Raw genomic sequence first — 20328 nt, forward strand, 5'->3', positions numbered from 1 at the left:
ACGCCGGCTACACCTGGGACACCGTCATCCAGAAGATGACCGACGAACAGTGGGACACGATCCTGGACGTGCACCTGAAGGCGCCGTTCCGGATTCTGCGTGCCGCCCAGCCGTACATCAAGGCCAACCCGACCGACTACCACCGCAAGGTCGTCAACGTTTCGTCGGCCGCGGGAGTGTTCGGCAATGCGGGACAGTCCAACTACGCCGCCGCGAAAGCGGGCGTCATCGGATTGACCAAGACCCTCGCCAAGGAGTGGGGCCGCTACAAGGTCAACGTCAACGCCGTCGCATTCGGTTTCATTCTCACCCGTATGACCGACGCGGTGTCGGGCGAAGACACGTTCGTCGAGATCGGCGGCCGCAAGATCAAGGCGGGTGTCAGTCAGGCGGTGATGGATCGGGTGAAGACGTCCAACCCACTCGGCCGCCCGGGTACGCCCGCCGAAGCCGCCGGAGCGGTGTACGTGCTCTGCGCACCGGAGACCGACTACGTCAGCGGCCAGTGCCTGAACGTCGACGCCGGTTCACGCTGACCCCCGGACCGATCCCCCTGCCAAGGAGCGCTTCTCATGAGCACTGACCCCACCACCGCCGCGAGCGGACCCCTCACCGGACTGCGGATCGTCGAGCTCGGCGGGATCGGGCCGGGCCCGTTCTGCGGTATGTTACTCGCCGATCAGGGCGCGGACGTGATCCGCATCGACCGGCACACCGAGGTCGGAAACCGAACCGGACATCCTGTGCTGCATCGCAATCGGCGGTCCGTCGCCCTGGATCTGAAGAATCCGCGTGACGTCGAGACCGTGCTGAAGATCATCGACACCGCCGATGCGGTGATCGAGGGCTTCCGGCCCGGTGTCACCGAACGTCTGGGCATCGGGCCCGACAGCTGCCTGGCCCGGAATCCGAAGCTGGTGTACGGCCGCATGACGGGCTGGGGCCAGGACGGGCCGCTGGCGCAGGAGCCGGGCCACGACATCAACTACATCGCCTTGACGGGCGCCCTCGGCGCAATGGGCTCGGACGGTGACGTTCCCCCGGTGCCGTTGAACCTGATCGGCGACATGGGCGGCGGCGGAATGCTTCTCGCCCTGGGGATGACGACGGCAATGCTCCGGTCCCGTATCGACGGGCGCGGACAGGTGGTCGATGCGGCGATGACCGACGGCACCGCGGTGCAGCTGGCCCTGATCCACGGTCTGCTCGCCCGCGACCGGTGGGTGGACCGGCGGGCGTCGAACATGTTCGACGGCGCGGCGCCGTTCTACCGGACATACCGTTGCGCGGACGGACGATTCGTGGCCGTCGGCTGCGTGGAACCGCAGTTCTATGCCGCGATGCTCCGGGTGCTGGACCTGACCGACGACCTGCATTTCGCCAGGCAACACGACCGCGACGCCTGGCCGACGATGGCCGAACGACTGGCCCAGGTCTTCTCGACCCGGCCCCGCACCGAGTGGGAGTCGATGTTCGACGGACAGGGCGCGTGTGTCTCTCCTGTCCTGACCCTCACCGAGGCCGCCGCGCACCCGCACAACGTGAGCCGCGGAACCTTCGGCACCTTCGGTGACGGTTTCGTGCAACCCTCCCCCGCACCCCGTTACCTGGGAACGCCCGCTTCGGCGCCCACACCCGCGCCGTACGTCGGCGCCCACACCCGCGAGGTCCTCGCCGAGATCGGCGTCGACGCCGGCGCCGCGGCAGCCCGCGCCTGACGACTACACGAACAGGACGTACGACACCATGGGAACTCTCGACGGAAAAGTCGCCCTCGTCTCCGGCTCCGGCCGCGGCATCGGCCGCGAGATCGCACTCAAGCTCGCCGCCGAAGGTGCCGCCGTCGTGGTCAACGACCTCGACCCCGCACCCGCCACCCAGACCGAGCAGGACATCAAGGCCGCCGGCGGACAGGCCGTCACCTGCGTCGGATCGGTGACGGAGGACGGATTCGCGGAACGATTCGTGAACACCGCCGTCGAATCGTTCGGCGGCCTCGACATCATCGTCAACAACGCCGGCTACACCTGGGACTCCGTCATCCAGAAGATGACCGACGAACAGTGGGACACGATTCTCGACGTCAACCTCAAGGCGCCGTTCCGGATCCTGCGCGCCGCCCAGCCGTACATCAAGGCCAACCCGACCGACTACCACCGCAAGGTCGTCAACATCTCCTCGACGTCCGGCTTCTACGGCAATGCGGGACAGGCGAACTACGGTTCCGCGAAAGCCGGGCTCATCGGACTGACCAAGACCCTCGCCAAGGAGTGGGGCCGCTACAAGGTCAACGTCAACGCCGTCGCCTACGGCTTCATCGTCACCCGCATGACCGAGGTCACGGCCGAGACGAACACGACGCTGAACATCGACGGGCGCGACATCCGCGTCGGCGTCAACCCCGACCGCATGGCGGCGATGGCGACCACGATCCCGTTCGGCCGGGGCGGCACCCCGAAGGAAGCCGCCGGAGCGGTGTACCTCCTCTGCACACCCGAATCCGACTACGTCAACAGCCAGTGCCTGGTGGTCGACGCCGGTCGGGTCTGAGCGACAACTGCGACGCAAGAAAGACGGCTGAGATGAATTCCGGAGACGCCCTCACCCTCGAACTACCGAAGATCACTCGCTCCACGCTCGCCCTGTACGCGGGCGCGTCGGGTGACCACAATCCGGTGCACATCGACATCGACGCGTGCACCGCCATCGGAATTCCCGACGTGTTCGCCCACGGCATGCTGTCGATGGCCTATCTGGGGCGATTGCTGACGAACTACGTTGCACAGGAACGCATCCGCTCGTACAGCGTCCGCTTCTCGGCGATCACACCGGTCAACTCGACTCCGTCCTGTACCGGGACGGTGGTGAAGGTCGAGAACGGTGTCGCCCACCTCGACCTCACCGTGACCCTGCCGGACGGAACGGTCACCCTCCAGGGGTCCGCCGTCGTCACGGCGAACTGAAAGGACATCAGAGATGAAACGCACGGTCTACAACGACGAGCATGAAGCGTTCCGGGACACGATCCGGACGTTCATCGCCAAGGAGATCACGCCGCACTACGCGGACTGGGAGGCGGCGAACTGCGTTCCACGCGAACTGTTCACCAAACTCGGCGACCTCGGCGCCACCGGATTCGGCATCCCGGAGGAATTCGGCGGCGCCGGCGACGCAAGTTTCAAGTTCCAGGCGGTCATGCAGGAGGAAGCTGCCCGCGCCGCCGTCGGATTCGGCCACTACTCGGTGAGTATCGGCATCGTGCTGCCGTATCTGCTGCGGTTGGCCGACGACGTGCAGAAGAAGCGGTGGCTCCCCGGAGTGGCGTCCGGTGAGACGATGCTGTGCATCGCCATGACGGAACCGGGCACCGGTTCCGACCTCGCGGGGATCAAGACCACGGCGAAGCTGTCCGAGGACGGTACGCATTACGTCCTCAACGGCGCCAAGACCTTCATCACCGGCGCGGTCAACTCGGAACTCTGCGTGGTCGTGGCCCGCACGTCGGCCCCCACCGCGGACGATCGCCGTTTCGGTCTGAGCCTGCTGGTCGTTCCGACCGACAGCCCCGGGTTCGAGTACGGCCGCAAGCTGGAGAAGCTGGGTCTGCGTGCCAGCGACACCAGCGAGTTGTCCTTCACCGACGTGGTGGTTCCGGTGGAGAATCTGCTCGGCGAGCAGGATCGGGGTTTCTCCTATCTGGGGCAGAACCTGCCCCGCGAGCGCCTGTCCATCGGAGTCGGCGGAGTTTCGTCCGCAGCCGCCGCGGTCCGCTTCGCGAAGGATTACGTGACCGAGCGCAACGTGTTCGGCAAACCGGTGTCGAGTTTCCAGAACACCAAATTCGTGCTCGCCGAGTGCGCCACGGATGTCGAGGCCGCGCAGGTTTTCGTGGACCGAGGACTCGAACTGGACGATTCCGGCGAGCTCACCGCAGCCGACGCCGCGCGGATCAAACTGTTCTGCACCGAAGTCGCGGCGCGCGTCATCGACAAATGCCTGCAGCTGCACGGCGGCTACGGCTACATGCTCGAATACCCCATCGCGCGTCTCTACGCGGACTCCCGCGTCAGCCGCATCTACGGCGGCACCAGCGAGGTCATGAAGACCATCATCGCCAAGGACATGGGCCTGTAGGCCCGCACGTCCACCGCCCCAACCCCTGATCCCCTAGTACACCTGGAGTTCCCATGCGCGACGCAGTCATTGTCGACGCCGTCCGGACCGCGGTCGGCAAACGGGGCGGTGCACTGTCCCGAATGCACGCGGCCTCGTTGTCCGCCCACGTGCTCGGCGCGCTCGCCGACCGGGTCCGGCTCGATCCGGGTCTCGTCGACGACGTGGTCTGGGGCTGCGTCGGCACGCTCGGCATGCAGTCGGGCTGCATCGCCCGGTCCGCCGTGCTCGCCGCCGGCTGGCCCGAGCACGTACCCGGCGTCACCGTCGACCGCCAGTGCGGGTCTTCGCAGCAGGCCGTGCATCAGGCCGCCGCGGGGGTGATCTCCGGGCAGTACGACGTCGCGGTCGCGGGAGGCGTCGAGATGATGAGTGCCGTCCCCCTCGGATCCGCCCGCGCCGCAGGTGACTTCGGGGAGCCCCACGGACCTCTCGTCTGGGACCGTTACGACGGGGTGCGGTTCAACCAGGGCATGGGCGCACAGCTGATCGCCGACGAATACGGTCTCACCCGCACCGAGTTGGATCAGCATGCTCTCGATTCCCACGCCCGGGCCGCGGCCGCCTTCGACGAGGGCCGCTTCAAGGACCAGATCACTGCCGTCGACGTCACCGACGCCGAGGGCAGCGCACATGTCTTCGACACCGACGAAGGCGTGCGGCCCGGCGGCACGCTCGACACACTGGCGCGGCTGCGTCCGGCGTTCGACGAAGACGGCACCATCACCGCGGCGAATTCGTCCCAGATCTCCGACGGGTCCGCGGCACTGCTCATCACCACCAGCGAATTCGCGAAGGAGCAGGGCTGGACCCCGATCGCCCGGATCCACACGGCGGTGGTCACCGGCACCGATCCCGTGACGATGCTGAAGGGGCCCATTCCGGCGACCGCCAAGGCATTGGCGAAGTCCGGGCTGTCCGTCGACGACATCGGCGCGTTCGAGATCAACGAGGCGTTCGCCTCGGTGTCCCTGGCCTGGCTGCGCGAGACGGGCGCCGACTACGAGCGGCTGAACCCCAACGGCGGCGCGATGGCGCTGGGGCACCCGATCGGCGGGTCCGGCGCCCGGCTCATGACCACCCTGGTGCATCACATGCGCGACGAAGGCATCCGCTACGGGCTGCAGTCGATGTGCGAGGGTGGCGGCATGGCCAACGCGACGATCCTCGAAGTGCTCTGACGGCGACGCGTCCTCGTTCGGGAGCTGCCTCAGTTGCCCAGCAGGACCGCGGTACCGATCTCGGCGAGGCGGTCCGCAAGATCCGGGCGACGCCGAAGCCTGCCGGTACGAACCGCGTTCTCCACCACGGTCAGTGCAGCGCTGACCGTGATCCTCGCCTCGGCCGTTGTGAGGCCGGGTTTCACCTCGTCCAGCACCTGCACCCACAGACCGAGATATTCGCGCTGACTCTGCTCGCACGTCTTGCGGAACTTGTCGGGTAGTTGGTCGAGTTCGCTGATCAACACCCCGAGGAGGTGGCGTTCGGTGATCGCGAAGTCGATGTGCGCCTTCAGAAGCCCGATCAGGGCCTCTTCCGGGCTACCGGCCTCCGCCATCGCCCGCGACGCCCCGAGCCTCCGGCGCTCTCCACCCCGTGACACGGCGGCGACGAGGAGGTCGACCTTGGCGTCGAAGTGGTTGTAGACGTTGGGACCTGTGGTGCCGGCGGCCTCACCGATCTCCTCGGTGTTCACGGACTGGTATCCGCGCTCGTCGAAGAGTCGGATCGCCTCGATCAGGAGCAGTTCGCGTCGCGGAAGAGCCACGGAGACAGAACTGGTCGGCGGCTGGTCCCGGGACTCCGTGACGCCCAGACTCGCCTGACAGGCCCTCTCGGCAAGGTCGTACAGCAGCGCCTCCATCTGCTTCCTCGCGAGCGCCACGCGGTGTCCCGAGACACTGCCGAAGACCGCGATCACGCTCCACCCGAGGAGGTACTCGTCGCCTTCGTGCAGTTCGGGACGCTCGGCGCGAATCAGCGAGGCCACCCGCGCGGCGACGTCTGTGACCTGCGTCCGCATGAGCTCGCGCTGTTCCGCCGGAAGGTGCCTGGCCTCGCGCTGCCACAGCAGCGACAGCCCGCGGCGCCGCGACACGGATGACGACAGATTGGTCAGCAGCGCCTTCAGGTCTTCGGATTCCGAGACCGTGGCGACCAGCGAGTCGATGCCTGCCTGGACTGCGTTGTGAAGCAGATCGGGTTTGTTACGAAAGTGGCGGTACAGAGCGGGCGCGGTGATCCCGACTTCGGCGGCGACATCGGCTACGGACACGTTGTGGTATCCGCGTTCGCGGAACAGGTCTCCCGCCGCGACGATGATCTGCTGCTTGCGGTCGTGGGGTCTGCGTACGACCATGCTGGCATCCTCCGTGTCCCTGCGGAATCCCCTCGCCCGATGCAGATTTGCAACGATATGAGGTAAGATTCACTTATTTGCGAAAAGAGCAAGCTCTCTCGCAATTCTTCCCAATCATCCGGTTAGGGAATCTTACCTCACGTGCTGCCCGGCCCTGTCTCGCCGGAGCACTGACCGAAGGGACACCGACCGTGAAGCGAACCGTGTTCGACGAAGATCACGAAACCTTCCGCAAGACTATCCGCGAGTTCATCACCAGGGAGGTCACGCCGTCGTACGCCGAATGGGAGCGGAACGGCATGGTGCCGCGCACGCTCTACCGACGACTCGGCGAACTCGGAGTGTTCGGCATCGAGATCCCCGAGCAGTACGGCGGGGCCGGGGAGACCAGCTTCAAGTACCAGGCCGTGATCCGCGAGGAAACGGCCCGCGCCGGCGTCAGCTTCGGCGCCGACGTGGTGCACACGTGCCTCGTGCAGCCCTACCTGCTGGAATACGGTACCGAGGAGCAGAAGCAACGATGGCTGCCACGGTTCGTCGCCGGCGAGATGATGACCGCCATCGCGATGACCGAGCCCGGCGCGGGTTCCGATCTGGCGGGAATCAAGACCACCGCCGCGTTGTCCGAAGACGGCACGCATTACGTGCTGAACGGCGCGAAGACCTTCATCACCGGTGGCGCACAGGCAGATCTGATCCTGGTGGTGTGCCGCACCTCCCCGCTCGATCCCGGCAACCGCAGAGGTGGCCTGTCCATCCTGTGCGTCGACACCGCCTCGGAAGGCTTCGTCGTCGGACGCAAGCTGGACAAGATCGGCCTGCGTGCGCAGGACACCGCCGAGTTGTCGTTCACCGATGTGTCGGTCCCCGTCGAGAATCTCCTCGGCGAGGAGGGCGCAGGATTCTCCTACCTGACTCGCAACCTGGTGCGGGAACGCCTGGGAGCAGCGGTGGGTGCCTACGCGAACGCGAGTGCGGCGATCGAATTCGCGAAAGCCTACGTGCTCGAGCGCCGGGTCTTCGGCACCCCGGTGGCGGCATTTCAGAACACGAAGTTCGTGCTCGCCGAGTGCGCGACGGAGGTGCAGGCCGCTCAGAGCATGGTCGACCGCGCTCTGGACCTCGACGAGATCGGCGAGTTGACGGTCGCCGACGCGGCGAAGATCAAGCTGTTCTGCACCGAGGTCGCCGGGCGCGTCATCGACAAGTGCCTGCAATTGCACGGCGGTTACGGCTACATGCGCGAGTATCCGATTGCCCGGCTGTACGCCGACACCCGGGTCAACCGGATCTACGCCGGTTCCAGCGAGGTCATGAAGACGATCATCGCGAAGGACCTCGGCGTGTAGGCGCTTCGCGCCCGTGCGCGGTTGAGGAGTCCCTACACTCGTCAACCACGCACGGGCGGCGGAGCCGCTCACCGGGATCACCCTCCCCGGGTGATCCCGGTGACGGCACTGCGCGGTTAGCGTCGCCGAAGAGCCGCACACCTGTATTCGCGGGCGGGCCCCGACTGCCGCCCGCATCAGCCGCAGAGAGGTAGCCATGGCAACCGATTCGACGGAGATCCAACGCGGAACCCTTCCGATTCCCGACCTCGAATACACGGGAACGGTGACGTACGACGCGACGGATCCGGACACGAGCTATCCGCCGATTCGCAGGCTGCTCCCACCCGACGGCGCCCCGAACGTGCTGGTCATTCTCGTCGACGACACGGGGTTCGGCGCGTCCAGCTCGTTCGGCGGACCGGTGGAGACGCCGAACTTCGAACGCGTCGCCGCTCAGGGACTCAAGTACACCCGTTTCCATACGACGGCGCTGTGCTCGCCGACGCGCGCGGCTCTGCTGTCCGGCCGCAACCACCATACGGTCGGGATGGGCGGTATCACCGAAATTGCCACGAGTGCACCCGGTTACAGCTCACTGAGGCCCAACAACTGTGCCCCGCTCGCGGAGATACTCAAGCTGAACGGATACAACACGGCACAGTTCGGGAAGTGCCACGAGGTCCCGGTCTGGGAGTCCTCACCGGTCGGCCCCTTCGACCACTGGCCGCACCCGGGCGGGGGCTTCGAGTACTTCTACGGGTTCGTCGGCGGCGAAACCAATCAGTGGTATCCGGCGATCTACGAGAACACTTCGCCGCTCGAACCGTGGGGCACCCCGGAGGAGGGGTACCACTTCATGGCCGACATGGCGGACAAGGCGATCGCCTGGACCAAACAGCAGAAGGCCCTGGCACCCGACAAGCCGTTCTTCACGTATTTCGCGCCCGGCGCCACCCACGCCCCGCACCACGTGCCGAAGGAATGGGCCGACAAGTACCGGGGCAAGTTCGATCAGGGCTGGGACACACTACGCGAAGAGACCTTCGCGCGGCAGAAAGAACTCGGGGTGGTCCCGCAGGACGCCACCCTCACCGCCCGGAGCCCGGGCATTCCCGCCTGGGAGGAGATGAGCGAGAAACTCCGGCCGGCGCTCGCCCGCCAGATGGAGGTCTACGCCGGATTCCTCGCCTACACCGACCACCACGTGGGACGCGTTCTGGACTCACTGGAAGACCTCGGCGTCCTCGACGACACTCTCGTCTACGTCATCATCGGCGACAACGGCGCGTCCGCCGAGGGAACCATGAAGGGCACCACCAACGAGAGCTTCATCATCAACCACATGGATCATCTCGAAACCGAGGACTACATGATCGAGCACATCGACGACCTCGGCACCCCCGACTCCTACAACCACTACGCCATCGGCTGGGCACACGCGATGGACACCCCGTATCAGTGGACCAAGCAGGTGGCCTCGCACTGGGGCGGCACCCGCAACGGAACGATCGTGAGCTGGCCGAACGGCATCGCGGCACGCGGCGAGATCCGCCACCAGTTCGCACACGTCATCGATGTCGCACCCACGGTCCTCGCGGCGGCCGGCATTCCCGAACCGAGCACGGTGCACGGCGTCACACAGCGCCCGTTCGAAGGGACGGCGATGAACTACTCCTTCGATGCCGCCGATGCACCGGAACAGCACGAGACGCAGTACTTCGAGATGTTCGGCAACCGGGCGATCTTCCACAAGGGCTGGACCGCGGTCGCCAAACACAAGGACCCGTGGCTCGCCTCGTCGCACGGCCTCGACGCCGACGTGTGGGAGCTCTACAACGTGGAAGAGGACTGGACGCAGTCGCACGACCTCGCGGACGAGTACCCGGACAAGCTGGCCGACCTGCAGCGACTGTTCCTCATCCAGGCGGCGCGATTCAAGGTGCTGCCCATGGATACCCGGTCGGCGGAGCGGTTCAACGACGAACTGGTCGGCAGGCCCACGCTGATCCAGGGGACCTCCCAGACGTTCTATCCAGGGATGAAGAGGCTCAGCGAGAACTCCGTCATCAACGTCAAGAACAAGTCGCACTCGATCACCGCGAAGGTGACTGTCCCGGAATCGGGCGCGAACGGGGTCATTCTCGTCCAGGGCGGGGCGTTCGGGGGCTGGAGTGTGTACACGAAGGACTGCTACCTGAAATACACCTACAACGTCCTCGGTTTGAACGAGTACACGACCACCTCTGACCAGCCATTATCCCCCGGAGATCACGAAGTGCGCATGGAGTTCGACTACGAGGGCGGCGGTCTCGGTAAAGGCGGCACCGTCACCCTCTACGCGGACGGACACTCCATCGGTTCCGGGAAGGTGGAACGAACACTGCCTTTCATGTTCTCGATGGACGAAACGGTGGACGTCGGAATCGATGTCGCCTCCCCCGTCTCCAGCGAGTACGGCCCGACCGGAAACGGTTTCACCGGGGACATCGCGTGGGCACGTATCGATATCGGGGACGACGACCACAGTCACCTGGCCGATCCCGAGCACAGGATGACGATCGCGATGACGAAGCAGTAGTCCGAACGACATCACGAAAGCGTGGCATTCCCTTCGGTAAAACACGTTCACCCACACAAAACAACGCATTCTCGCTAAAATCATCGCACCGGCCTACGGCGTCGGGGATTGGCGTTTGTCGAAGATCGTTTCTCGGTGCAGCGAGAATTGGGGGTCGGCGTGACGGCAGTACCTCTCGGGGAATTTCATCTGAGTACTCGAATACCTTCGAGTGCAGGGGGTCGGACGGTTACCCGGACCCGCCTGCACACCATGCTCACCGAAGCGCTCACCGACGACGCCCACCCCTGCCCGGTGGCGCTCGTCTGCGCACCGGCCGGGTCGGGCAAGACGCGGGCCGTGGCCGACTGGGCACGGGAGGTGCTCGCCGCCGCCGACGCTCCGACCATTGCCTGGCTCACGATCGAGGAGCGGCACAACGACCTCGACGTCGTCCACCGTGCCATCCTCCGCTCACTCACCGACACCGGAAATCCTCGCCTGCAGAAGGCATGCGCCGGGCTCGATTCCGAGTCACCGGACCTAGGCGCGCAATTGTCTGCCGCGTTGCACGAACTCGGCGAGAACATCTGGATGGTCATCGACGACGCCCACCTCCTCCGCGACACCGAGGTACTCACCGACCTCGAGTCGTTCATGCGCTGGCAACCTCCGATGCTGCGGACGGTCATCATCGGGCGATTCGAGCCGCCGCTCGCTCTGCAGCGACTTCGCCTGGACGGCAAGCTGTTCACGCTCACGGCGAAGGCTCTCGCTTTCACGTCCGCCGAGGCGGCCGAGATGCTGGACGAGCACGACGTCGTGCTGAGTCCGGCCGATCTCGACGCGCTGATGGACCGCACGGAGGGTTGGGCTGCCGGAATCCGCTTGGCGGGAATGTCTTTGGAAGGACACCCGGATCCGAGCCGACTGATCGCCGAGTTCACGGGCGACCGCCGGGCCGTTGCCGACTATCTCATCGAGGAGGTCCTCGCCGGCCAGACCGGCGAGATGCGCGAGTTCCTCCTGCGCACGTCCGTCCCGGCCTCGTTCACCGTCGAACTCGCGGAGAAGCTCACGGGCTGCACCGATGCGCACGGCAACATCGACTGGCTCGAGCACCACAATTTTCTGATCAGCCGAATCACCGACAGCCCCACGCACTATCGCTACCACCCGCTGCTGCGGAGTTATCTGCGGGCGGAGATCAGCCGGATCGGCCACGTCGAAGTCGAGCACCTCGAATTGACGGCCGCCCACTGGCACGACGAATTCGGGGACGCGCTGCTCGCCCTCGAACACGCGGTGAACTCCGGTGATCACGAAGAAATCGTGGCGCTGCTCGCCCGGACTTCGCTGGCCCTGATCGTCGGAGGTCACGGCGAGGCCGTCGACCGGCTACTCGCGCGGGCACCCCGATCTTCGCAGGACCACCCGTCGGCGCGGCTCATCCGCGCCGCCGCGGCGCTCGCGTCGGGCAACATCCCGGTGGCCACGTCCACCCTCGAACTTCTCGACCGCAGACGGTCGGGGTTGCTGGTGGACGGTGCCGCCGAGTCCCGGTTACACCTGCTGCTCCGCGAATCGCTCCGGGTGCAGACCGCGATCGGCACCGGCGACATCGAGACCGCCCTGAACCGGCTGCGCAGGGTGGGTGTCGGATCGAGCGGCGATCCCGATCTCGACGCGTTCGTCCTGCTCCAGGAAGGGCGTGCGCTGCTGTTCCTCGGGCGGAACGACGAGTCGGAGGTTGTGCTCGAGAAGTCGTTGGCTCACGCTCGCCTCGGTGATGCGTCGCTGGGCGTCATGTACGGCCTGGGGTCTCTCGCCGCCGTCGCGATGTCGCGGGGGGACGTCGTGCGAGCGTCCGCTCTGGCGGACGAGGCACTCACGATCGGTCGGACGCATTCGGCAACGAGCGATCCGACATTCCACTTGACCAAACTCATCGACTCCTGGTGCCGCTACCTCCGGATGGATCCCGATGCCGCCCGCCTCGCCGCCGAATCCGCCGAGGCGCTGCGTCGGGCAAACACCGGGATCGCGGGCTTCGCCGACGGTGCCGCCACCCTGTTCGGTCTCGACGATTCCGGACACCGGCACAATTCGGTGACGACGCTGCACGCGGAGAGCCCCGTGTCGTCCTCGTTGCCGGTTCCACCGGGGGTCCGGGCGGTGTTGCTGCCTGCCATTCAGTACGCGTATCTGTCCGCCGGCGAGACCGGGTGGGCGCACGAACTGGCGACCGAGACGCACGCTCTCCTCGGGCCCACCGGCGACACAGCCCTCGTCGAGGCGATCATCCATCTGCATCTCCACCGACTCGACTTGGCCCGCAAGACGCTCCAACCCGTCGTGGACGGTGAACTGGAGTGTGCGGCGGGAACCAATCTGATTGCGGCGTGGCTCGTGGACGCATCGATCGCGCTTGCCCGCAAACATGATTCACGTGCCCACAGCGCACTGACCGAGGCGTTGCGTCTCGCGGAGCCGCAGTCGGCATTGCGCCCCTTCCACGACTGCGGACCGCAGATCCGAGAACTTCTGGTGCGGAGCACCGGCCGGTTCGGTGTCCTCGAACCCTTCGCGGAGAGGCTCCGGGCGTCGTTCCCGCGGTCGGAGAGCGCTGCGTCCGACATGTTGACTCCCCGCGAACTGGAACTCCTCGTGGAGCTTCCGTCGTGGCGGACCGCCGAGCAGATCGCGGCAGATCTGTGTGTGTCGGTGAATACCGTGAAGACTCATCTCCGCGGGATCTACCGCAAACTCGGCGTCACCTCCCGGCGCGACGCCATCGCCGCCGCGCAACACAACGGCCTTCTCTGAGCCGGTTCACCACTTGCGGGTGAGGCGCGTTGCCGTTCTGTCGGTCACCCTGAAATCTACGGCTGACCGAGTTCTGGAACGACGATGCGAATGAAGGAGCCCGCCGTGGTGCGTCCTGAATCGAACTGGCCCGGCAAGGTCAGGTACGCCTTCCTGATCAGCGGCGCCCTGTCCGATCGGGTGCTGGCCGCGTTCCCCGAGTTGGATGTCTCGGACGTCACGACCGGCGACACCACGCTCTACGGTCCGGTCGACAGCCCGACAGATCTCCGTGGCATGCTGGCGCGCTTCGACGCGCTGGGACTGACCGTCATCGAGATGCGGCGGCTACCGGACTGACCCGGCGTCGGGGTTCAATGGTTGGAGGGTCCCGGGAGGCGGTGAAGCCGATGTGAGCGGCGAGTTCGAACCGGGCACGGTGTTTGCCGGCTACGTGATCGAACGGGTTCTGGGACGAGGCGGCATGGGCACCGTGTACCTCGCCCAGCATCCCAACCTGCCGCGCAAGATCGCGCTCAAGCTGCTCGACACGTCGTGGACGAACGACGACTACGTCCGGTCACGTTTCGAGTCGGAAGCAGACCACGCCGCGCATCTCGACCATCCCAACATCGTCACCGTCCACGACCGTGGCCGCGAAGGCGGCAGGTTGTGGATCGCGATGCAGTACGTTCCCGGCACCGACGCCAGGAAAGCGCTCGGTTCCGGCGCCCTGGACGTCGAGCGCGCCGTGCACATCGTCAGCGAAACGGGCAAGGCACTCGACCACGCTCACGACGCCGGGATTCTGCATCGTGACGTGAAGCCGGCGAACATTCTGCTCGCGCCGGGTGATCCCGAACGTGTACTGCTCACCGATTTCGGCACCGCCAAAGCCCTGGACGAAACGCATCAGCTGACCCGCACCGGGATGTTGGTGGCGACCCTGCACTACGCCGCGCCCGAGCAGATCGAGGGCGAGAAACTCGACCACCGGGTCGACATCTACGCGTTGGGCTGCACCTTCTTCCACCTGCTCACCAACGAACCGCCGTACCCCGGTAACACCGCGTCCTCGGTGATGCACGGCCATCTGAACGGACCGATTCCCCAGCCGAGCGTGGTGCGCCCCGGGCTGCCCGCCGGTGTCGATGCGGTCGTCGCGCGCGCCATGGCCAAGAGCCGCGAAGATCGCTACTCGACCTGTCGTGAGTTCAGTGACGCCGTCCGCGCGATCGAGTGGACCGAGCCCGGCCAGGTGACCCGGCCTGCTGCCCTGGTCGACCCCGCCTCGACCACCCGCGCGAGCGGTCCGAACGTGACCCGGCCCGACACCGTGCCGGGTGCGGCGCCCACGAAACCGACACCGGTCGGGGGCTCGCGCCGGCGGACGCGCTGGCTGCTCGCCGCGCTTCTGGGCGTCCTCGTCGTCGCCGCCGTCGCCTATGTCGCCTGGCCGGGCGAGGAGTCGACGAGCGCGCAGGTCGTGCTCCCGCTGGCCGATCTACAGGGTCCGGCCGGGCTCGCGGTCTCGGGCACCGGGGACCTGTACATCGCGGACAGCGCGGCCAAACAGGTCCTGAAAGTGAGCGCCGGGACGTATGAGCAGACAGTTCTTCCCCTCACCGGACTCGAGGTTCCGCAGGGAGTGGCGGTCAGTGCGTCCGGCGATGTGTACGTCTCCGATCTCGTGACCAACACCGTGACGATGCTGCACGGCAGCACCCAGGTACCGCTGCCGTTCAGCGGCCTGAACCAGCCGTTCGGAATCGCACTCGGACCGGACGCCACGCTGTATGTCGCCGATACGCTGAACAATCGGGTGATGGCCCTGCACGACGTCACCGCAGCTCCCGTCGCGGTGCCGCTGACGGTGATCGGCCCGTTCGCCGTCGCCGTCAGTGAACACGGGGATCTCTACGTCGGCACGCCCAACAAGGTTCTCGCGTGGAACGCCGCCACCCATGCCCAGAGCTTTCTGCCCTTCACCGACCTCCAGAGCGTCGGGGGTGTCGCGGTCGACGACGAGGGAACCGTGTACGCCATCGATCAGAACCACAATCGCATTCTGCGGCTGGCCGCCGGTTCGGACGAGCAGGAGGTTCTCCCGTTCTCCGGGCTGGACCAGCCGGAGGGGATCGCCGTGTCGAGCCGAGGCGACGTGTACGTCGCGGACACCGACAACAGCAGAGTGGTCATGCTCCCGGCGGGCAGCTGACCGCTCGTGCTCAGGCCTGGCGCGCCAGATCGAAGCCGAAGGACTCCGCCACGGCCTCGTCCACCCTGCCGTGGTGAGTGGCGAGGAGTTCTTCGCGCTCGTTCGCGGAGAGTCCACCCCAGATGCCGTACGGTTCACCGACACTGAGCGCGTGTTCGCGGCACTGCACCAGCACGGGGCATCCGCGGCAGATCATCTTGGCGCGGAAGTCCCGCATCTCGCGGGCCCGGCCACGTTCGCGGTCGGGGTGGAAGAACGTGGACGACTCGTAGCCGCGGCATGCGGCGTCCCTCTGCCAGTCCCACACCTCGGCGACCGGAATGGGAAGACTCAACCGATTGGACATTGCACTCCTCCAGATACTCGTGAGCCGTTGTGTGCGAGCCCGAGAACTCGTTCCCGGGCCAGATCGGCGGCGCCGACGATGCCGACGTTCGCGCCGAGTTCAGCCAGTCGCACCTCGGCGACCGGTCGGTGTGCGCGTCCGGTGAGACGGTTCTCGAACGCGGCGGCGGCGGGACCGCGCAGCAGTTCGCCCGCCTCGCACACGCCCCCGCCGATGATGAACAGGTCGGGGTCGAAGAACGCGGCGATGTCCGCCATGCCGTGCCCCAGCCAGGAACCGATCACCCGGAAACACTCGAGTGCGGCGGGGTCACCCTCCTGCGCGGCCGCGGTGATGTGCAGGCCTGTGATGGCGTCCGCCCTTCCACCGGCGCGGGCGAGGAGATCGGCGGCGAAACCGGGCGAGACGTTCGCGAGATCCTGTGCTTCGCGGACCAGTGCCCGCCCACTGGCGTAACGCTCCCAGCAGCCGTGGTTGCCGCACCCGCAGCGGCGACCGTGCGGTTCGACGTTGAGATGCCCGAATTCCGCGGCCACACCGAACTTGCCGCGATGGAGAACGCCGTCGACGACGATGCCGCCGCCGATGCCGGTTCCGACTGTGAGCACGACGACGGTCTGCCCCGTCCGTCCGGCCCCGAAGCGGGCCTCGCCCCATGCTGCGGCGTTGGCGTCGTTCTCCACCACCGTCGGCAGTCCGCACGCCGCTTCGACCACCTCGCCCAGGGGCTCGTTGCGCCAGGCCAGGTTCGGGGCGAAGAGCACGGTGCTGAGATCGGCGGCCACGAACCCGGCCGCGCCGATACCGACTGCCTGCACGGGGTGGGTATCCGCCAGTTCGCGGACGAGTTCGGCGATGACGTTCTCGACACGGCGCGCATCATGGGACGGGGTGTCACGACGCACCATCCGGTGGATGACTCCGTCGGTGTCGACCACGCCGGCTGCGATCTTCGTGCCACCCACGTCGATGCCAATTGTCAGAGCCATGTCTCGTGTCCTCTTCAAATCTCCGAGTGAGCGGTGTCACGCTGACACTAGAGGACCTTTGGCGCGTTATCAATACGTACTTTGGTTTTTTTGAGAACAAAGTCGTGCGTACGTCAGCCCCCGAACAGCCGCTTCCGGATCTCATCCGTGAGGAGTGATCCGGGACTGCACAGGTCGGAGGACTCTGAGAGCGTGCGCGACGCCCCCGAGCATCCGGAACCGGGCGAGACCGCGGCCCGGCGTCTCGACTGGCAGTGGCGAGCCGCGGCGGTCGGCGCCATCGACGCCGTGCCGGCCGCCGTGGTCACCGCGGTCGCCGTCCCGTCGGGTGTCGCGCTCGCGGTGGGGGTGCTGCCCGCGGCGATCATAGGACTGCCGCCGACCCGACGGGCGCGGGCCGCGCTGATCCTCGTCGGGATCCTGACCGGCCTGCCGATGGTGCTGGGCTCATTCGTTGCCGGTACACCCCTGCTGGCGACCGCGGTCGTGTTCGCCCTCGCGGTCGGTGCGGCGGCGCTCGCGCAGACCACCGTCGCGAAACGGCGAGACCTCGGCAGGGTCTTGTCGACGCTGTCGGTGCCGTTGGTCGGAGTCGGCCTCAGCTACGACGACCCGGCGACGGCGATCGGGCTCGCCCTGCTCATGGTCGGCGGTTCGGTGTTCGCCTACCTCATGTCGCTGCTGCTCCCCGAACATGCCGCCGAAGCGCCCGCCCGGGCCGGGACGGCGATAACCCTCGGCTACGGCGTCCGGCTCGGCGCCGCGGGCGCGACCGCCGCCGCAATCGGGTTCACCCTCCACCTCGAGCACGTCGGATGGGCTTGCGCCGCAGCACTCCTCGTGATGCGCCCCGACGCCGAAGCGCAGGTGACCCGTATGGCGGGACGGATCGCCTCGATGCTCGCCGGTGGCACGGCGGCCGTGCTCGTCGTCGGCACGACCCCCTCCCCCTGGGTCTACGGTGTCGCCGTCCTCGCGGTCGTCGCCACTGCCGCAGCAACCCACCGCAGTCGCTGGTACGTGACGTCGACGTTCACTACTTTCCTGGTGTTCGTCCTGCTGTTGTATTCCGATCCCGGACAAGCCGGATACCGCTTCACCGAACGGCTGTCCGAAACCGTGCTCGGCGTCGCCATCGCGTTCGTCTTCGGCATCGCCGTCCCCACGCTGGGGCGTCGAACGCGGTCGTCACACTGACCGCGTCCCGGTGCTCAATGCGTCACATGAACATCCGACGTCATCGCGAGTACCGGATCGCCTTCCTGGTTGACGAGCCGGCTCACCAGGGTCACCACGTCGCCGGCCGTCCTCGTCGCCCGGATGGCCTCGATCGTGAACGAGCCGGTGAGGACGTCACCGGGCCGGACCGGCCTGGGGAAGTGGAGGTCCCGTATTCCCCTGCCCGCGATCACCTTCCATCGGTTCAGGTGGCACAGGGCCGCCAGCCGCTGGTAGACCCCGATCGTGTGCAGTCCGCTGGCCACGATCCCGCCGAAATGCCGCGCCTCGGCGGCCTCGGCGTCGATGTGGAAGTCCTGCGAATCCCCAGAACTGCGCCGCATCGGCGACTGCGGGTCGACGCCCTGCGGTTCGTCCCTGGCCGCCTCTTGCCGCGCCATCGGGCCGGGCCGGTCGGAGAACACCGAGCCCAACGCCCCCGGCACCATCTGCTCGAAGCCGAGCGCCAGCGCGCAGTCGACCGCGCCGCCACTCACCACGGCCTGTCGGGCGAGCCACAACGCTCCGCGGACTGGTGCCGCTCGCCACGCTGCTGATCGTGTGGCAGCTCATCGCCAGCGATGATTCGCCGTCCTTTCCGCCGCCGGTCGAGTGGTTCAGAGCGATCGCACGCATGTACGACGAGGGGGTGTTGTTGCCGGCAATCGGGCAGACGCTGACGACGTTCGTTGTCGCGCTGGCGCTTGCGGCGTTCATCGGCGCAACAGTGGGGATCGCGATCGGCGCGTCTCCGCGGATCGATCGCACCCTCTCACCGACTGTCGACTTCCTGGCCGCCGTACCCGGCGCCGCGTTCGTCCCCGTCGCAGTCCTGATTCTCGGCACGTCACTCGTGAGCGGTGTCGCGGTTGTGGCCCTGGTCGTATCGTGGCCGATCCTGCTGAACACCGCGACAGCGATGCGCGCCGTCCCCGCCGTGCGCCTGGACATGTCACGCACCCTGGGCCTGACGATCGGTGAGCGATGGCGCAAGGTCGTACTGCCCACCCTCGCTCCCGGAATCATGCTCGGTGTGCGGGTTGCAGCGTCGATGGCGTTGATAATCACGCTGCTGGTCGACATCCTCGGCGCCGGCGAAGGCATCGGACGGCTACTCGTCGAGAACCAGCAGAAGTTCGACGCGCGTGCCGTCTGGAGCCTGCTGCTGATCGTCGGCACCGTCGGATACCTGACCAGCGCCACCCTGGCGCGGGTCGCAGCGCAACTCACCCGTCCGACCGATTATGGATCTGCCACGGCCGGCCGCCGTTTCCACCCGTTGACACAAATAAGGACGAAGCCTTAGCCTCGTGGGCGTGGCCAAGAATTCACGTCAGGCAATGATCGACGCTGCGGAACGCATCGTCGCCGAACGCGGAATGACGGCGTTGACGCTCAAGGATGTGCAAGACGCAGCCGGGCAGGCGAACAAGTCCGCGGCCAAGTACCACTTCGGGTCGCGGGAGGGCCTGATCGACGCGATCGTCGAGGCACGCATGACACCAGCCAACCTGCGACGACAGGAGATGCTGGACGAGATCGACGCATCGGGGTCCGCACCCACTGCCCGCCAGGCTGTCGAGGCGCTGATCCTGCCGCTCGCGGCGGAGACCCTGAAGCGTGAAGGCAGTTTCTACGCCCGCTTCCTCGTTCAGGTCACGAACGACCCCGCGCTCGCCGAGTTCGTCCAGAAGCACCTCAGCGCCGAGAGTTTTCGCCGGGTGCGCGATCTCATCGTCGGTCTGGCGAGGGCTCCGCACGACGTGGCGGGCTGGCGTGTCGTCAGCATCATCAATCTCAGCCTCGTCACCCTCGCACGCTGGGAGAAGCACGAGCGCACCGAGGGGCAGACGGAGGCGATCGTGTCCGACCTCGTCGACACGTGCGTCGCCGTCCTCGAAGCCCCGTCCACGGCCACGGTCTCCGTCTCGTGACGACGACGGAATCCGAGGTGCCGGACTCTCCCGCCGACACCGAACCCGACTACCGGTTCACACTCGCGAACGAACGCACCTTCCTGGCGTGGATCCGGACCTCGCTCGGATTGCTCGCGGGCGGGGTCGCCGTGCACGAACTCGTCGAGTCGTCACGAATCGAGTTCGCTCACCTCGCACTGGGGACGGCCTGCGTCGCGCTCGCGTTCGTCCTGGCGGTCGGGGCATACCAGCACTGGCGCACCGTGCAATCGGCGATGCGCCGCACGCACCCGCTCCCACGCCCGGTTCTCGTTCCCGTTCTCTGCGTCGGGGTCGGTGTCATCGCCGTGCTCGCCGTTGCCACGATGCTGTTCTCGTGACCGCCGGCTCCGACAGCGGCCTGCAGGCCGAGAGAA

General features: G+C 66.7%; 19 protein-coding genes. 15 read left to right on the forward strand and 4 right to left on the reverse strand.

Annotation, left to right across the window (positions count from 1 at the left end):
- The 6 genes from AZG88_RS18005 to AZG88_RS18030 form a co-directional block, all read left to right on the forward strand.
- The coding region (locus AZG88_RS18005) for an SDR family NAD(P)-dependent oxidoreductase (protein ID WP_061698463.1) at nt 1-536 on the forward strand (536 nt) is incomplete at its 5' end.
- A gap of 36 nt (nt 537-572) precedes the next feature.
- Nucleotides 573-1718, forward strand: coding sequence for a CaiB/BaiF CoA transferase family protein (locus tag AZG88_RS18010; RefSeq protein ID WP_061698464.1), 1146 nt, complete (start codon nt 573-575; stop codon nt 1716-1718).
- Nucleotides 1719-1746: 28 nt separating this feature from the next.
- Entirely contained in the window at nt 1747-2550 is an 804-nt protein-coding gene (locus tag AZG88_RS18015) for an SDR family NAD(P)-dependent oxidoreductase (RefSeq protein WP_061698465.1), read from the forward strand.
- Between the two features lie 32 nt (nt 2551-2582).
- Complete coding sequence (locus AZG88_RS18020; protein WP_061698466.1) at nt 2583-2963, forward strand: MaoC/PaaZ C-terminal domain-containing protein; 381 nt, start codon at nt 2583-2585, stop codon at nt 2961-2963.
- A gap of 13 nt (nt 2964-2976) precedes the next feature.
- A complete protein-coding gene (locus AZG88_RS18025; protein ID WP_061698467.1) occupies nt 2977-4134 on the forward strand; it encodes an acyl-CoA dehydrogenase family protein in 1158 nt (385 codons plus the stop codon).
- Nucleotides 4135-4187: 53 nt separating this feature from the next.
- Entirely contained in the window at nt 4188-5354 is a 1167-nt protein-coding gene (locus tag AZG88_RS18030; protein WP_061698468.1) for a thiolase family protein, read from the forward strand.
- A gap of 29 nt (nt 5355-5383) precedes the next feature.
- On the opposite strand, the gene AZG88_RS18035 is transcribed toward AZG88_RS18030, so the two are convergent.
- A complete protein-coding gene (locus AZG88_RS18035) occupies nt 5384-6532 on the reverse strand; it encodes a TetR/AcrR family transcriptional regulator (protein ID WP_005248541.1) in 1149 nt (382 codons plus the stop codon).
- Between the two features lie 191 nt (nt 6533-6723).
- Between AZG88_RS18035 and AZG88_RS18040 the strand changes: the two genes are divergently transcribed.
- From AZG88_RS18040 to AZG88_RS18060, 5 genes are all read left to right on the forward strand, one after another.
- On the forward strand, nt 6724-7881 hold the full coding sequence (locus tag AZG88_RS18040; RefSeq protein ID WP_061698469.1) for an acyl-CoA dehydrogenase family protein: 1158 nt from the start codon (nt 6724-6726) through the stop codon (nt 7879-7881).
- 196 nt (nt 7882-8077) lie between these two features.
- Nucleotides 8078-10441: an arylsulfatase gene (locus AZG88_RS18045; RefSeq protein WP_061698470.1), complete on the forward strand. Its 2364-nt coding sequence runs from the start codon at nt 8078-8080 to the stop codon at nt 10439-10441.
- Nucleotides 10442-10693: 252 nt separating this feature from the next.
- Complete coding sequence (locus AZG88_RS18050) at nt 10694-13246, forward strand: LuxR C-terminal-related transcriptional regulator (protein WP_061698471.1); 2553 nt, start codon at nt 10694-10696, stop codon at nt 13244-13246.
- 90 nt (nt 13247-13336) lie between these two features.
- Entirely contained in the window at nt 13337-13585 is a 249-nt protein-coding gene (locus AZG88_RS18055) for a hypothetical protein (protein ID WP_005253439.1), read from the forward strand.
- 52 nt (nt 13586-13637) lie between these two features.
- On the forward strand, nt 13638-15443 hold the full coding sequence (locus AZG88_RS18060; protein WP_025431715.1) for a serine/threonine-protein kinase PknD: 1806 nt from the start codon (nt 13638-13640) through the stop codon (nt 15441-15443).
- Between the two features lie 10 nt (nt 15444-15453).
- Here the strand turns inward: AZG88_RS18060 and AZG88_RS18065 are convergent, their stop codons facing one another.
- Both AZG88_RS18065 and AZG88_RS18070 read right to left on the reverse strand, forming a co-directional pair.
- A complete protein-coding gene (locus tag AZG88_RS18065) occupies nt 15454-15789 on the reverse strand; it encodes a WhiB family transcriptional regulator (RefSeq protein ID WP_025431714.1) in 336 nt (111 codons plus the stop codon).
- Nucleotides 15774-16778: an ROK family glucokinase gene (locus AZG88_RS18070; protein ID WP_005248548.1), complete on the reverse strand. Its 1005-nt coding sequence runs from the start codon at nt 16776-16778 to the stop codon at nt 15774-15776. The genes AZG88_RS18065 and AZG88_RS18070 overlap by 16 nt, the downstream gene beginning before the upstream one ends.
- A gap of 192 nt (nt 16779-16970) precedes the next feature.
- Here AZG88_RS18070 and AZG88_RS18075 point away from each other — a divergent pair, with 192 nt between their 5' ends.
- Nucleotides 16971-17975, forward strand: a complete 1005-nt coding sequence (locus tag AZG88_RS18075) for an FUSC family protein (RefSeq protein WP_061698472.1) — start codon at nt 16971-16973, stop codon at nt 17973-17975.
- A 14-nt stretch (nt 17976-17989) separates the two neighbouring features.
- Here the strand turns inward: AZG88_RS18075 and AZG88_RS53745 are convergent, their stop codons facing one another.
- Nucleotides 17990-18517, reverse strand: coding sequence for a MaoC/PaaZ C-terminal domain-containing protein (locus AZG88_RS53745; RefSeq protein ID WP_156517522.1), 528 nt, complete (start codon nt 18515-18517; stop codon nt 17990-17992).
- Between the two features lie 14 nt (nt 18518-18531).
- Between AZG88_RS53745 and AZG88_RS18085 the strand changes: the two genes are divergently transcribed.
- From AZG88_RS18085 to AZG88_RS18095, 3 genes are read left to right on the forward strand one after another with little or no spacing between them, the layout of a single operon-like run.
- Nucleotides 18532-19302, forward strand: coding sequence for an ABC transporter permease (locus tag AZG88_RS18085; protein WP_061698474.1), 771 nt, complete (start codon nt 18532-18534; stop codon nt 19300-19302).
- Between the two features lie 10 nt (nt 19303-19312).
- Nucleotides 19313-19930, forward strand: a complete 618-nt coding sequence (locus tag AZG88_RS18090; RefSeq protein ID WP_331712273.1) for a TetR/AcrR family transcriptional regulator — start codon at nt 19313-19315, stop codon at nt 19928-19930.
- On the forward strand, nt 19927-20292 hold the full coding sequence (locus AZG88_RS18095; protein ID WP_043943639.1) for a YidH family protein: 366 nt from the start codon (nt 19927-19929) through the stop codon (nt 20290-20292). The genes AZG88_RS18090 and AZG88_RS18095 overlap by 4 nt, the downstream gene beginning before the upstream one ends.
- Nucleotides 20293-20328: the final 36 nt, after the last annotated feature.

Source organism: Rhodococcus sp. LB1 (assembly GCF_001583455.1).
In the GTDB taxonomy this organism is placed as follows: domain Bacteria; phylum Actinomycetota; class Actinomycetes; order Mycobacteriales; family Mycobacteriaceae; genus Rhodococcus_F; species Rhodococcus_F opacus.

Bases quoted from the DNA above. Each gene is read 5' to 3' on its own strand.
- AZG88_RS18065 (WP_025431714.1), bottom strand. From the start codon at position 15,789: ATGTCCAATCGGTTGAGTCTTCCCATTCCGGTCGCCGAGGTGTGGGAC.
- AZG88_RS18030 (WP_061698468.1), top strand. From the start codon at position 4,188: ATGCGCGACGCAGTCATTGTCGACGCCGTCCGGACCGCGGTCGGCAAA.
- AZG88_RS18050 (WP_061698471.1), top strand. From the start codon at position 10,694: ATGCTCACCGAAGCGCTCACCGACGACGCCCACCCCTGCCCGGTGGCG.
- AZG88_RS18055 (WP_005253439.1), top strand. From the start codon at position 13,337: ATGAAGGAGCCCGCCGTGGTGCGTCCTGAATCGAACTGGCCCGGCAAG.
- AZG88_RS18010 (WP_061698464.1), top strand. From the start codon at position 573: ATGAGCACTGACCCCACCACCGCCGCGAGCGGACCCCTCACCGGACTG.
- AZG88_RS18015 (WP_061698465.1), top strand. From the start codon at position 1,747: ATGGGAACTCTCGACGGAAAAGTCGCCCTCGTCTCCGGCTCCGGCCGC.
- AZG88_RS18025 (WP_061698467.1), top strand. From the start codon at position 2,977: ATGAAACGCACGGTCTACAACGACGAGCATGAAGCGTTCCGGGACACG.
- AZG88_RS18045 (WP_061698470.1), top strand. From the start codon at position 8,078: ATGGCAACCGATTCGACGGAGATCCAACGCGGAACCCTTCCGATTCCC.
- AZG88_RS18035 (WP_005248541.1), bottom strand. From the start codon at position 6,532: ATGGTCGTACGCAGACCCCACGACCGCAAGCAGCAGATCATCGTCGCG.
- AZG88_RS18020 (WP_061698466.1), top strand. From the start codon at position 2,583: ATGAATTCCGGAGACGCCCTCACCCTCGAACTACCGAAGATCACTCGC.
- AZG88_RS18070 (WP_005248548.1), bottom strand. From the start codon at position 16,778: ATGGCTCTGACAATTGGCATCGACGTGGGTGGCACGAAGATCGCAGCC.